The following is a 14513-nucleotide window of genomic DNA, read 5'->3' as shown; positions in this document are numbered from 1 at the left end:
AGCGCATCAGTGTCGGCCCGCCTTATCCAGACACTCCACGGTGATGATTGAAAACCCAGTGGGCCGCAACAGGTCCACAACCATCCGTCTGACTGCCGGAATGGAAGGCTTGATCTTGTATGTCTGGGAGGAGCCGGGATGAAGGTCCGGCAGCTCCGTCTTGCCCCCCTCCATGGGCAGATCGTCATAGCCATAAACCAGCCATCGCAGGCTATAGCCGCGCAGCGTGTAACCGGGAAGCTGCTGCCGTGTGCCAATTTCGAACTCATAGCCGCCTTCAGCGGATTCGCGCAGAATTGCGCGCTCAACGGGACTTGCTTGCAGACGCAGCGCCTCAAAGGATGGCTTTCTCCTCCCGTACAGATCCACCACGCCGTGCACTCTCTGCCGCAGGGCGCCTGCACCCTTGTCGCCAACAAGCGTGCGGTAATCGTCGTAGTCGAAGTAGATGGCACCCGCTACCTCTGGAAATTTGCGGAAGACCTCCGTGTGCGAGTTCACGATGAAAACTCGATTCTCATCGCCCGGCATGATCGCCGGCTGGCATTCGCACCAGCCATATTCAGAAACCACAATAGGTTTGCCTGGGAACGCCTTCCGAATCCTGTCGAGATGGGATTCGACATCAGCCGGCCCACCGGGTGTCCAGCTGCCGTAGTACTCGTTGGTAGAGACGAAATCGAACTCGCCGGCCATATCGCTCGCTGGATCGGTGGCCAAGGTATGGGAAGCATAGGTTTGCAGACGCGAAGCATCGAGGCGCCGCGCTTCCGCGCTGATGGTTCGGGCGAATTGCCGGGTGCGCGGGTTTTTTCCGTCCACTTCATTGCAGAGGCCCCACACCACAATGCAGGGATGATTGCGGTCGCGCTGAATCATCTCGCGGAGCTGATCGAGTCCGTTCTGCTCGAGTGCGTGCTGAACTTCGTTGGAAGTCTTCCAGAATGTTTCAGGACCCCATGCCGGCACTTCCTGCTGCATGAGAATCCCGTGCCTGTCGCAGAAGTCAAGCACGCGGCGATCCTGCGGCCAGTGCACGCGGGTAAAGACGCAGTTCAGCTCCTTCATGTCCCGGTGATTGCTGTCGATCCACTCCGTGGTTTCCGCAAAGCCCATCTCAGGATGGCTCCCCGCCATGCGCTCCACGCCGATAAGTGAGACCTTCTCTCCGTTGAGGTAGAACGCCGAGCCGCGCACCTCGAATTTGCGAATGCCGAAGTGTTCCGCGAACTCCTGGATTTCAGACGCGCTCTTCAACTCGACGCGTGCCTGGTATAGATGAGGCGTATCAAAGTGCCACAGCGCGGGATTGCGCAGTGCCACGGGACCGAGGTCGACGAGCTTGCAGCCATCAGGTTCGAGAGATGCGGATAGCGGGCCGAGGCGCAACTCTTCACCGGCGCTGCCATCCTGGCGAATGCCGGCGTGGAGAGTCGTTGCCTGGCGTTGCTGAGAGGTGTTGCGCACGAGGGCTCGAATTCGGATCTCGGCTGAAACGCCGGTAGGGTCAGGTACTGCATCAATCTCGACTCGCTCAATGAAGACGCGTGGTGTGATGAGCAGGTTGACGGGCCGGATGATGCCGCCATCGTCGGGCCAATCGTAGCTTTTGTTGCGCGGAAGCATGCGATCCTGAGGTCGATTGTCGACGCGCACCAGCAAAGTGTTTTCGTCTGCAGGCTTCAGTTGAGGGAGGTCGAAGGTAAAGGCGGTGTATCCCTTGCCGACGTGCTCGCCGATCGGCTTTCCGTTCAGAAAAACGTGCGCCGTATGGTTCACGGCTTCGAACTCGATCCGCACATGCCGCGAGGACCACTCAGCCAGCGCCTGAAAACGAAGCCGGTACCACGCCACCCCGCTATACTCCGGCGATCTGCCTAGAGATTGCCATGTATGCGGCACCTGGATGGAAGACCATCCAGACATTTGCGGGAGAAGATCGGAAGGCTGCTGCGCCGCAGAGGGGTCCATCCGGAATTCCCAGCCGTCCCGGAGTGAAATCGTGTAAGGCGTCAGCGGTTCATCGGAGTTGGCCAGCGTTTTCGCCGTAAGGCGTTCCGCCGCCGCCAGGCAGCCTCCCGCGGAAATGGCATGAAGGAACTGGCGCCTGCTTTGCACATTCACCTCGAAGCGTGGGTATACTTACGGGTACGTACACGGAAGCATAGCCACAGTATGCAATGCGCTGCGGCAATGTCAACCTGAATAGCAATACCGGAATGATATGAAGAAGCAGGAGTCCAACGGCCCCGCCGGCATTCGGCAGATTGCTCAGGCGCTCGGTGTCTCCATCGGTACCGTCGACCGGGCTCTGCATGGGCGAGACGGCGTGAGCCCCAAGACCCGGGAGCGGGTGCTGAAGCTGGCGCAGAAGCTAAACTACACGCCCAATCTCGCCGCCCGGAATCTCAAACTGAACCGCCATTACCGCATTGGCGTTTTTCTGCCGGAACAGATCGAATGCTTCTTCGACCCGTTGCGGGCCGGCATACAGGCTGCCGCACGCGACGCCAGAGGCGCAAACCTGGAGGTGGTCTTCCATTCCTACATCCGGCTGGGCGAGGGCGATACAGCGGCCATGGAGCGGCACAACTGGCGCGCGTACGATGGGATCATTCTTGCGCCCGGGCTCGCTGGGAAGCTGATCTCCGCCTGCCAGGCGGCAGAGATGGAGAACAAACCGGTCGTATTCGTGGCCACCGATGCGGCCCGCGTGCCCAGGCTCGGGTCCGTCTCGGTGGAATCGGCGATTAGCGGCGGTATTGCGGCGGAACTGCTGGGCCGGCTGATTTCAACCCGTCGCGAGGTGGTGGTGATTACCGGCGACCTGCGAATCCAGGATCATGCGGACAAGCTTCGCGGCTTTGCGGGCGCCCTGGCCACTCTTGCCCCTCATCTGGCTATGCTGCCCGCCGTCCAATCGCACGAATCAGCACGCGAGGCCCGGAAGGCCACATTGCGGTTGTTGGAGAAACATCCAGATCTGGGCGGCATCTATATCAACACCGCAAACAGCGCGCCGGTGATCGGCGCACTTGCTGATTCCCGCAAGCCCGGACAGGTCCAGGTCATCGCGACAGACTTGTTCGCGGCAATGGCTCAGTGGATCGAATCCGGGCAGGTGTTTGCGACGCTGCATCAACGTCCCTTTACACAGGGCAGAATGGCTTTTGAAATGCTTCGCCATTACCTGCTCCAGGGCAGTGCGCCCGAGTCCTCGGTTCGGTTGGCGCCCCACCTGGTTCTCCGCAGCAATCTGCCACTGTTTCTGGATGCGTACAACTCGGGTAGCAGCAGGCGGAAATCTGAACAAGCGATCTGAATGACGACACTTGACATAGGTACCTTGGGCGCGTAGCTTTTGCGTGTACGTTAACGTTAACGGGAGCTAAAAATGTCGAGCACTGGGGCACTTCCAGCAGCGTCTGCCACGCGCCACATCACCCTGCCGGATGCCCCCGCTGACCAGCATGGACCGGTAAAGGCATGGCAGCAGGATGTGGAGATCCTGACTTATCTTCCCGAGGGGCCGGATCGCAATCCAATGTTCCTGGAAAAACGTGTGTATCAGGGCAGCAGCGGAAGAATCTACCCGCTTCCCTTTATCGACCGCATTGCGACCGAGCCTGCGCCGAAGATGTGGAAAGCCATTCATATTGAAAATAAGTTCCTGCGCCTCATGATCCTGCCTGAGATCGGAGGTCGAATTCATGTTGGTTACGACAAGACGACCGGCTACGATTTCTTTTACCGGCAGAACGTCATTAAGCCAGCGCTGGTGGGTCTGGCGGGTCCGTGGATCTCGGGTGGGGTCGAATTCAACTGGCCTCAGCACCATCGGCCGGCTACGTTCATGGCTGTGTCGACGCAGATCGAACGGGCAGATGACGGGTCCGTGACGATCTGGTGCAGCGATCACGATCCGATGCTGCGAATGAAAGGGATGCATGGAGTTTGTTTGCGGCCCGGTCACGCCGCGGTGGACCTGCGAGTTCGCCTGTACAACCGGACGCCCTTCACGCAGACGTTTCTCTGGTGGGCGAATGTCGCTACGCGGGTGCACGAAAGGTATCAGTCCTTTTTCCCACGAGACGTGCGGTTCGTCGCTGACCATGCCAAACGTGCGGTGACGTCGTTTCCACTGAGCGGCGGCCTCTATTACGGTGTGAATTACGGGGAGCGCGCGCGAACGGGAGTTCCCGTGAACGAGAGGCCGCAGCACTTCGTGCCGGACGAGAGCTATCCGCCGAACGACCTCAGCTGGTACGCCAACATTCCCGTTCCCACGAGCTACATGATCACCGGAACTGAACAGGATTTCTTCGGCGGCTACGATCATCGGGCGGCAGCCGGCATAGTGCATGTCGCCAACCATCACTTTGCTCCCGGAAAGAAGCAGTGGACGTGGGGCAACCACGAATTTGGATATGCCTGGGACCGCAATCTTACGGACCATGACGGCCCTTACATCGAGTTGATGGCAGGCGTGTATACCGACAACCAGCCGGACTTTTCTTACCTTGGCCCGTGGGAGACCAAGAGCTTTACACAGAGCTGGTACCCGATTCAGGCCATCGGTACTCCCATGGCGGCTAACGTGAACGCCGCGCTGAGCCTCAGCACGGAAGGCGGTACTGCACGAATTGGCGTATGCGTGACGAGTCCTCTCGACTCCGCAACCGTTGTCCTGACGAGGAGCGGCATTGAGGTTGCGCGATGGGAGACACCCATCGGCGTTGCCCATCCCGCTCTGATTGAATCGCCCCTGCCGCCCGGTAGCAATGACGCGGAGTGGGCGGTGGCCGTGTACGCAGGCAGCCGGCTGCTCATCGAATACGATCCTGCACGCGTACAGCCCGCCGTTCCGCCGATCGTGGCAAAGGAACCGAAGCTGCCCCAGGAGATCGAAACCGTCGAGGAACTCTATCTCACGGGATTGCACCTTGAACAGTATCGCCATGCGACCCGCATGCCCGAGCTCTACTGGGCCGAAGGACTGCGGCGTGATCCCAGGAACGCTCGCATCCGCAATGCCATGGGACTGCGGCATCTCCGCCGCGGCGAGTTTGAAGCGGCAGCCACGCACTTCCAGGCCGCCATTGCCCGGCTCACGGCGTTGAACCCCAATCCGCGGGAGGGGGAGCCGTATTACAACCTGGGCCTTGCGCGCAGGTACCAGGGCCGTAACAAGGAGGCATACGATGCTTTCTACAAGGCAGCCTGGAACGCGCCCTCGCGCGCAGCGGCATATCTTGCGCTCGCCGAACTCGACGCGGCACAGCATGACTGGCAGAGCGCCCTCGCTCACGTGCAGCGCAGTCTGCGAGCAGATGCAGACAACCTGAATGCCTTGAATCTGCACGCCAAAGTACTGCGCCGCATGGGAGAAGGTCTGGCCGCGGACCGCGCCATCGACGAATGCCTTCGCCTCGATCCACTCGACATCGGGGCTCGTTGGCAAAAGGGAATTCCGCCAGCAAGCGGCCAGGAATGTCTTGACCTCGCGTTCGATCTCGTGCGCGCCGGCTTCCTCCAGGATGCGCAAGAAGTGCTGCATTCTGCGGACGTCAACGCTCAGGACGGCTCTGTACCGATGATCCTTCTTACGCTGGCCTGGGTCGAGGAGAACCTAGGCACTTCAGGCGCGGTTCAAACCCTCGCCAAAGCCACTGATGCCTCTCTTGACTACTGCTTCCCCAGTCGCCTGGAAGAGCTTCTGGTACTCGAGTGGGCTCTCGCCAGGAGCCTTCACTGGGCGCCGTCTTACCTGCTCGGCATACTGCTTTACGACCGCAGGCGGTACGACGAAGCAATCGGGCAATGGGAGAAGGCAGCCGAAGCAAACCCATCATTCGCAACTACCCACCGCAACCTGGGCATTGCTTACTTCAACGTCCGCCATGACGCTGCCCGGGCATTGTGCAGTTTCGAATCCGCTTTTGCAGCCAATCCGCAGGACGCCCGCGTGCTCTACGAGCGGGATCAGCTCTGGAAGCGAGTAGGACGCGCGCCAGAAGAGCGGCTGAGCGAGTTCCGGAAATTCCCGCGGCAGGTCGAAGCCCGCGATGATCTATCGGTGGAGTTGGCGACCCTCTTCAACCACGTGGGCCGCTCCGACGAAGCCTTGAAGGTCCTGTTGAATCGCCGTTTCCAGCCTTGGGAGGGTGGCGAGGGTCTTGTGCTTGGCCAGTACGTGCGCGCTCGCCTTCTTCTGGGTGAACGCGCTCTCGACCTCTGCAATTTCTCTGCAGCGCGACGCGAGTTCTTCGCCGCCCTGGAACCACCCGAGAACCTCGGCGAAGCGAAGCACCTGCTCACCAACCAAAGCGATATCTTCTATTGGATCGGTGAATCATTCCACCGCGATGGGCACAGCGAAGAAGGCCGGAGTTGGTGGGTCCGGGCAGCCCAGCAGAAAGGCGACTTTCAGCAGATGTCTGTTCGGGACATCTCCGAGATGACCTTCTGGACCGCGCTCTCTCTCGAACGTCTGGGGAGGCAGGCAGAAGCGACGGATTTGTTCAGCCGCATGATCCAATACTCCGCGGAACTAGAGCAGAGAGAACCGACGATTGACTACTTTGCTACGTCGCTGCCTGCCATGCTGCTCTTCAACGACGACCTAGCGCGGCGGAATCGAATCGAAGCCCTCTTTATTCGCGCGCAGGCTTCGGCTGGACTTGGACGCGATGAGGAGGCTCTCGAATTGCTGCGGAGCGTGCTCTCGATGGATAGCAACCACTCTGGGGCTCGCGACCTGCAGCAGCGATTGAGCCAAATCAACAAGAGGGCGGCGGTGCGCTGACATGTATACGCCATCGTCTGCTTCCCTGCCCCAGTCTCTCGATCGTACCGATCTTCATCTCGGCTATCTCTGGACCATCGCATTCGTTGCCGCGCTGGGAGGATTGCTCTTCGGCTACGACTGGGTGGTGATCGGCGGAGCCAAGCCGTTCTACGAAGTCTACTTTCAGCTCAGATCAGAGGCCCTGATCGGCTGGGCCAACAGCTGCGCACTGCTCGGCTGCTTCGCCGGGTCCATTCTCGCCGGGCCTGCAGCCGACCGGTTTGGACGCAAGAAAGCCCTCGTCTGCTGTGCCCTGCTGTTCGCCATCTCTTCCGTTCTCACCGGATGGGCCCATACATTCAGTGCGTTCATTGTGTGGCGAATCACGGGGGGAGTCGCCATCGGCCTCGCTTCGAATGTGTCTCCGATGTACATCGCCGAGATCAGCCCAGCGGAATGGCGGGGCCGGCTCGTCAGCCTCAACCAGCTTGCCATCGTCATTGGAATTCTGGCAGCGCAGTTGGCAAACTGGCGCATCGCCGAAATCATCCCATCCGATCTGCATGGACAGGTGCTCGCTTCGTCTTGGAACGCGCTGTTCGGCTGGCGATGGATGTTTACCGCCGTGGCAGTACCTGCAATCCTCTTCCTCTGCTCGGCTCCGTTCATCCCTGAAAGTCCGCGTTGGCTCGCCGCACGGCAGAAGAGCGATGCCGCACTGCTCGTGTTACGCAGAATCGGCGGCAAGGGGTATGCGCACTCCGAGTTGCAGGCCATTCAGGCGTCGCTCGCTGGTTCGCATGAGCGCGCGGGCTGGCGCGAGTTGCTTGTATCACCCGGACGCAAGCTGCTCGCCATCGGCGCCGCCCTGGCGATCCTTCAACAGTGGAGCGGCATCAACATTCTTTTCAACTACGCTCAGGAGATCTATCGGAGCGCCGGATATGGCGTGAGCGAAATTCTCTTCAACATCGTGATTACGGGGGCCATCAATCTGGTCTTCACCCTCGTTGCCATGCTGCTAGTCGACCGCTTTGGCCGTCGCCGGCTCATGATCTTCGGGTGCATCGCTATTGGCATTTCTCACCTTGCCGCCAGCCTCGCATATCGCGCTCACATGCATGGCACATGGGTACTCGTTCTCACTCTCTGCGCGATTGCGAGCTACGCCATGTCGCTCGCCCCGGTCACTTGGGTTCTCATCACGGAGATTTTTCCCAATCGAATGCGCGCATCGGCCGTATCGGTGTCGATCGCCACGCTGTGGGTGGCTTCCTTCGTTCTCACCTACACGTTTCCTCTTCTCAATCAGTCGCTCGGGACCTCGGGTACATTCTTCCTGTACACTCTCATCTGTTTTGCCGGGGCCGTATTCGTGTCGTTCGCTGTACGCGAAACAAAAGGACGCTCCCTCGACTTGCTGGATCAGACTGCTACCAGGCCATGAGATTTCCCCGGTCCTTTAAGTGCTTTCGTTTTTGTGGGCGAAGCACGAAAGCAACTCTTAGACAAATGATTCTTCTGGCCCAGCATGGAGATCGCATCGTTGGAAGTTGTCCGCTCATCCCCCTTGAAACCCTCGAATGCCTCCCGCACGATCGCCTCGCTCGAAGTCACTTCGGTGTCAGTCAGCTCGGCAAACTCACCCTTTGACGGGGGCTCGGCTGAGACATGCGTGACTACGTTCGAATCCGAGGAGGCTCTGATCTACCGCAATGGTGAAGCAGACAAAGCGGGTCATTGTCGTCACGGTGGCAAGCACATTTCGTAACGTGAGTCCGGCCTCCATCTGGTCAGCAAAGAAGATATCGACGGTTATGACGAGTCTCGGTCTTTCGTCAGACCTGGTGGTCGCGTTCGGAAGACAAGGACTAGCCATCATCCAACGCTTGAAGGTCTAGATCTGGGCGGACCTACGGAGGTCGCTTACTCACAGTCAACGAAATCGGCGGATGAAGAGGGAGTGGCGATCTGATCGATAAAGACCGAGCACGTATAACCCAGGCTTGCCCGTTGTGGAGTAAATCTTTTGGCGAATCCGAAGAACTGCGCCACCCAGGGGAATATCCAGAAGCCGAGCCGTGTGAGCATCCGCTGTGGTCGCGTCTACTTCTTCGTCTGCATGCGCGATCTGGATCCCGTAGTCGTGTTCCAGCACGGAGAACAGCGAGAGTCGGTCGAGCCGAGCTTGCGTGATGCCCGCACAGTCATCGGCAGATAGGTAGCAGGTCTCGATCGCACACGGTTCATCGCCGCTGAGCCTCAGGCGTTCGAGCTTAACAAGAGGGCCAGTCGCAGGCAGCGCAAGTCGCGCAGCAATCTCATGCTCCGTATGAACGATGCTGAACGAGAGCACTTTTGAAGATACAGCCAAGCCGCGGCCGGACATCTGCTCCGTGTAACTCATCAATTTGTTGAAATGGATCTTTGGTGGAGCGACAAAGGTCCCGGCGCCTCGGCGTCGTACCACCAGGCCCTCGCGTTCGAGAGCGGTGAGGGCATGCCGCGCAGTCATCAGACTGACGCCGTTAGTCCGCGCCAGCTCGCGCTCGGAGTCCACAAGATCACCTGGCTTCAACAGGCCGAGCTCCAGCCGTTTCACAATTGCACCCTGGATCTGCTTGTACGCGGGCAGCCCGTTCTTTCGGACTTCTGCCATTACGAAATGCTCCCTACGCAGATGCACCTTACTACAAAGTGCTCTAGTGCTTCAAAGACAATCGTACCTGCGTGCCGCCAGCCGCCCCGATCTGGATACGCAGCACGGAGAAACTAAGAGGGAAGCGGGCTTGCGGAGCAAGCCAATCTGGGGGAGTATGACAATTAGATAAGTAATCGATAGAAAATACACGTGTTACGGGATATTACATCTCGAACAATTGAGATCCAGGCCTCTTTCCACCAACCTGGGCGCAACCGTCGAAGCGCTAAATCGCTAAAGCTGCTCACGAGAGGTTGCAGTGCAGTTTTTGCTTGACTCGCGGGCTCAATCCGCTATATAGCATCGGCTATGACGTTTTGTTGAATTTCCAGGAGGCATGTGATGGGGAGTTTTTCCGCGTTGTCGCGTTCGCTCCTACTATTTGCGGCTGTAGCCGGAATTTGTCATTACGGCTGGAGCCAAGAGGTAACGGCTTCCATTACCGGCACAGTGACCGACCCAGGGGGAGCAGCAGTGCCTGGCGCTCAGGTGACGGCAACTTCACAGGAGCGTGGTCAAACGTACACCACCCTCACGAACGACACCGGTCTCTATCGGATCGCTCAACTTCCCGTTGGCGCATATAGCGTTAAGGTGGAAAAAAGCGGATTCGCTTTGTCCTCCTACCCAGCGTTCGTGTTGACCTTGAACCAGGTGGCTCGCGTCGACGTGTCGATGAAAGTCGGTCAGGCGAGTGAGACAGTGGAGGTAACCGGCGCCACCCCTGTGCTTGCAACAGAAACGACACAGGTCGACACCGTCATGAACGCCGTAACCAACGACAATCTTCCTCTGGCTTCGCGTAATTACGTGCAACTGACGTTACTTGCGCCGGGCGCGGTTTCGACCGATCCAAGCAGTTTCAACAATGGCAACAACACTGGGGGTTACGGTGGCCGCCCCCTGATCAACGGCAATCGCGAGCAGGCGAATAACTTCATGCTCGACGGAATGGACAACAATCAGGTATCGGATAACTTGCTAGGCTATACGCCGGCCCCGGACGCGATTCAGGAGTTCAACCTGATTACGAATAACGCACCGGCAGAGTTTGGCAATTTTGAAGGCGGAATCGTCAATGCGACGATCAAGTCCGGCACCAACGCCTTTCACGGCGATATTTGGGAGTTTTTCCGCAACGACGTTCTAAACGCGAACAGCTGGTCGAATAAGCTGGTTAGTCCTGCGCTTCCTACGGCTAAGCTGCGCTGGAATATGTTTGGCGGTACCGTAGGCGGGCCGATCATCAGAAACCGGCTCTTCTTCTTCGCCGACTACCAGGGCCAGCGATTCGATATTCCAAGTTCATCGAGCGAGACCACGGTCTTCACCGCTGCTGAGCGCGGCGGTGACTTTGGTGCTCTTTGTCAGGGCGGATTCGCGAACGGCGTGTGCAAAGGAGCAGGCCAGTTATACAACCCGTGCGCATCGTTCACGGCGCCGTGCACTTCTTCATCAACGCCCGCGGCGAAGCGCCAGCCATTTCCAAACAATGTAATTCCAACGGTGATGATCAGTCCCGTAGCGACCGCGCTATTCCAGTCAAGTCTGTATCCAGCCGCCGTCAACACCTCGCTGCAGCACAATGCAGTGAATACGAGTAACTCAGCGCAAAACGTGGACCAGGGCGATCTGAAGGTAGACTACAAGGCTTCGCAAAAGGACAACATCTCCTATCGCTTCACCAGGGCTTATCAAAACAACCCGTCTTTTAATTCGCAGGTCTTGTTGTCCAATGGCTTCTCAACAACGCCAATTTACAACACAGTCGGCGATTGGACTCGCGTGATAGGAACCAATCTGGTGAATGACGCCCGCATCGGCTGGAGCCACGTCACCCTGAACACTGGCAATTCCTGGGACTCGAGTGTTGGGCAGTTTGGCAACACGCTGGGCATCGGGAACGGCAATCCTGGAACTCTCGATGGCTTGCTTGCGCTCAACTTCAGCAATTCGGCGCTTAACAACATAGGGACGCAGGAGTCGACCCAAAGTTTCGATGACCACGTCTGGCAGTTCGAGGACGGGTTGAGCTGGAATCACGGGCGGCATAACTTCAAGTTTGGCGGTCAGATGTGGCGCCAGATTATCAAGACCTTCTATGCCGGCAACAACGGTCAACTTGGCCTCATGGACTTCGACGGAAGGTATACCAGTCCCAGCGTCGGAGGTTCTGGAGGGGATGGTGGCGCTGATTTTGTTCTCGGCCTGAATTTTCAATATGGCCGCGGCGTGAGTACCGGTAAAACGTGGCAGCAATCCAGCAACGTTTTCGGGTTTTATGCGGAAGACACATGGCGCGTGACGGATAGCCTGACCTTGAATCTAGGTCTGCGTTACGACGCGCACGCCCCCTGGGTTGAAGCCAACGACCAGCAAGCGAATTACAACATCGCCACCGGCAACATTGACCTCGCAGGCAAGAACGGGGCAAGTCGCGCTCTCTACAACGGCTTCTATGGAGGCAGGGATTTCCAACCCCGCATCGGGTTCGCGTGGACTCCGAGAGTATTGGGCGGTCGCACCGTGATCCGCGGCGCCTTCACTATCTCGTCGTACATGGAAGGAACCGGGACGAACCTCCGCTTGACACTCAACCCACCCTTTACCCCGGCAGAAATCAACGCAATTTATAACAACACGGCGCTTCCTCTAACCGATACAACGGATGGCATCGCGGGTTCGGCGTCGTCCGCCTCTTGTGACCCACCCGCTTATGCTTGCTACGCTCAGGCCTACCTGCGGGTTTGGGATCCCAACGTGCAGCCTGCGATTGCTGATCAATGGAACGCGACGGTTCAACACCAATTCGCCGGCAATACAACGGTTCAGGTGGGATACGTCGGGCAGAAGGGGACTCATCTGATGGTGCCCTTTGATTTCGCCCAGAGACAACTGATGTCGGATGGCTCTACTGCCCCGAGCCCCTACTTCGCAAAGAACATGGCCCTCTACGACGTGTTGGGCGACCCTGCTCAAGGCGGCGAAGGCGCAACTGTATCGGGCACCAAGTCCAATGGCAACATGACATACAACTCATTGCAAGCCGTGCTGCAGCAGACGGCCAATCATGGTTTGCAGTATCAGGTCTCGTACACCTTCTCCAAGTGCATGTCTGACAGCACCGGGTATTATGGCGCGTGGAACAACGCCCTGAGCGCTTCAGCGTACTGGCAGAACGTCTACGATCAGCGATCGGAATGGGCCCCCTGCTACTACGATGCCACACACGTCCTGTCATCCTACGCGGTTTACGATCTTCCCGTTGGACGCGGGAAGATGTTGGCGAAGAACGTCAATGGTGTAGTCAATCAAGTGATCGGAGGATGGGCGGTTAGCCCGATCGTCTCCTTCCGTACCGGCTGGCCCTTGCCGGTTTATGGAGCCCAGGATGTCTCTGGTACATTTGGCCGCGGAGCGCGAGCAAACTGCAGCGGCATCCCGCCGATCACGAAGACAGCCATACCCGGAATTGGCGTTCAGTGGTTCACCAATACTGGACAGTTCACCAACCCAGCGGTCGGCACCTTCGGTAACTGCTCACCTCAACTCGACAACCTGCGTTCGCCTCGTTACACCGACATCGATATGAGTGTGCACAAGGACTTCCCGGTCACCGAACGATTCCGTTTGCAGTTCCGAACCGACTTCATCAACGCTTTCAACCATGTCCAGTGGAACGCACCCAACATGAGTTTGGGGGCCACCATGGGCCAGATTACCGGCGCACAACCACCAAGGAACATACAGTTAGCGCTGAAACTCTACTATTGAAAATGGCGCGCGTATAGTGACGCAGGCGAGGAAATCGCCTGCGTCACTTTACATCAAAAGGATTTCGACATCCATTTCCAGATGCGCAGACACTTGGCGAAGGCCGCGGCAATTCCCGCTCTACTGGGATGTTTCTGGCACGGGTCGATTCTGACCGCTCAGCAATCCCAGGTTCACAGTTCTCGAACCCTTTTAACTCCCGAAAAAGCAATCAGTCTCGCGGAGCAGGGACGCTGTGGTGAAAGCATCTCTGCACTGAAACATGCAATGGCAGCGACCGTCCCCGCTGAGCTGCGCAAGCAGGCTGGCGTGCTGGGCATTCGCTGTTCGCTGGCCGTTGACGACCGTGATTCGACGAATGAGTTCATCCACTTATTGACACGACAATTTCGCGAAGACCCGGATGTCCTCTTTGTAATCATTCACGCTTATTCCGACCTTTCCACGCGAACAGCACAGGATCTTGGCCGCGAGGCTCCGCAATCCACTGCCGCCCATAAATTGAACGCCGAAGCCCTCGAAATGCAGGGTAAGTGGGAACCAGCTCAGCATGAATACGAGACGATCATCGAAAAAGACCCCAACGCTCGCGGGATTCACTTCTTATTGGGCAGGCTGCTTCTCTCCCGGCCGGACGCGGGACCCGAGGCCGCAGAACGTGCGAAACAAGAGTTCCTGAAGGAGATTGCTATCGATCCGAGTAATGCCGGCGCGCACTACATTCTGGGGGAACTTGCACGTAGAGTTGAAAAATGCCAGGAGGCAATTCCGGAATTTTCTGAAGCAATCAAGTACAACCGCAACTTTGCGGAGGCCTATCTCGGCGAGGGGCTGTGTCTCGTAAATTTGAAAAGATATGATGAGGCAGTCCCCCCCCTGCGCGCTGCGGAACGCCTCACGCCTGGAAATCCGGAGATCCACCACACGCTCGCTACGGCACTCGAGAGATCCGGGCACAAAGAGGAAGCAGAGAAGGAATTCTCCATCCACCGCAGTCTCACTTCTGGGCAAGGACCTGAAAGCCAATGACGGAAACAGGGCACATTGCCCAGCAGACTGACCGGCTTGCTGTTGGATGCCTGCGGCAAATCTGATTCGGCTGCCACTTCGTTCGTACGCGTCCAACGAACCACAGTCTTTCGGATTTCTTGTTCGCGTGATGGACTCAGTGGATGAGCGAGTCGATCAGTGGAAGGGTTCGCCGGAGCCGTGCAGAGGCGGACCGGCTTGTATTGGAGTACGAACAGAGCG

7 protein-coding genes are annotated in these 14513 nt (G+C 58.1%); 5 read left to right on the top strand and 2 right to left on the bottom strand.

Annotated features, from left to right (window positions below; genetic code table 11):
- Positions 1–6: 6 nt before the first annotated feature.
- Positions 7–2118 carry a glycoside hydrolase family 2 protein gene (locus VGL22_RS16690; protein ID WP_465268077.1) on the bottom strand — a complete coding sequence of 704 codons (2112 nt, stop codon included), beginning with the start codon at positions 2116–2118 and terminating at the stop codon, positions 7–9.
- A gap of 106 nt (positions 2119–2224) precedes the next feature.
- Between VGL22_RS16690 and VGL22_RS16685 the strand changes: the two genes are divergently transcribed.
- From VGL22_RS16685 to VGL22_RS16675, 3 genes are all read left to right on the top strand, one after another.
- On the top strand, positions 2225–3322 hold the full coding sequence (locus tag VGL22_RS16685) for a LacI family DNA-binding transcriptional regulator (RefSeq protein ID WP_465268076.1): 1098 nt from the start codon (positions 2225–2227) through the stop codon (positions 3320–3322).
- Positions 3323–3394: 72 nt separating this feature from the next.
- Positions 3395–6805: a DUF5107 domain-containing protein gene (locus tag VGL22_RS16680; protein WP_465268075.1), complete on the top strand. Its 3411-nt coding sequence runs from the start codon at positions 3395–3397 to the stop codon at positions 6803–6805.
- A gap of 1 nt (position 6806) precedes the next feature.
- On the top strand, positions 6807–8234 hold the full coding sequence (locus VGL22_RS16675) for a sugar porter family MFS transporter (protein WP_465268074.1): 1428 nt from the start codon (positions 6807–6809) through the stop codon (positions 8232–8234).
- A gap of 489 nt (positions 8235–8723) precedes the next feature.
- On the opposite strand, the gene VGL22_RS16670 is transcribed toward VGL22_RS16675, so the two are convergent.
- Positions 8724–9446 (bottom strand): GntR family transcriptional regulator, encoded by a 723-nt coding sequence (locus VGL22_RS16670; RefSeq protein WP_465268073.1) that lies wholly within the window; start codon positions 9444–9446, stop codon positions 8724–8726.
- Between the two features lie 384 nt (positions 9447–9830).
- Here VGL22_RS16670 and VGL22_RS16665 point away from each other — a divergent pair, with 384 nt between their 5' ends.
- The gene (locus VGL22_RS16665) at positions 9831–13262 is read left to right on the top strand and encodes a TonB-dependent receptor (RefSeq protein WP_465268072.1); all 3432 of its coding nucleotides are present in this window, start codon (positions 9831–9833) and stop codon (positions 13260–13262) included.
- 267 nt (positions 13263–13529) lie between these two features.
- Entirely contained in the window at positions 13530–14291 is a 762-nt protein-coding gene (locus VGL22_RS16660; RefSeq protein WP_465268071.1) for a tetratricopeptide repeat protein, read from the top strand.
- Positions 14292–14513 lie beyond the last annotated feature (222 nt).

The organism is Occallatibacter sp., from assembly GCF_036502485.1.
Lineage (GTDB): Bacteria > Acidobacteriota > Terriglobia > Terriglobales > Acidobacteriaceae > Telmatobacter.
The sequence above is the reverse complement of the archived record's forward strand: the minus strand, read 5'-3'. Positions and strand labels throughout refer to the sequence as shown.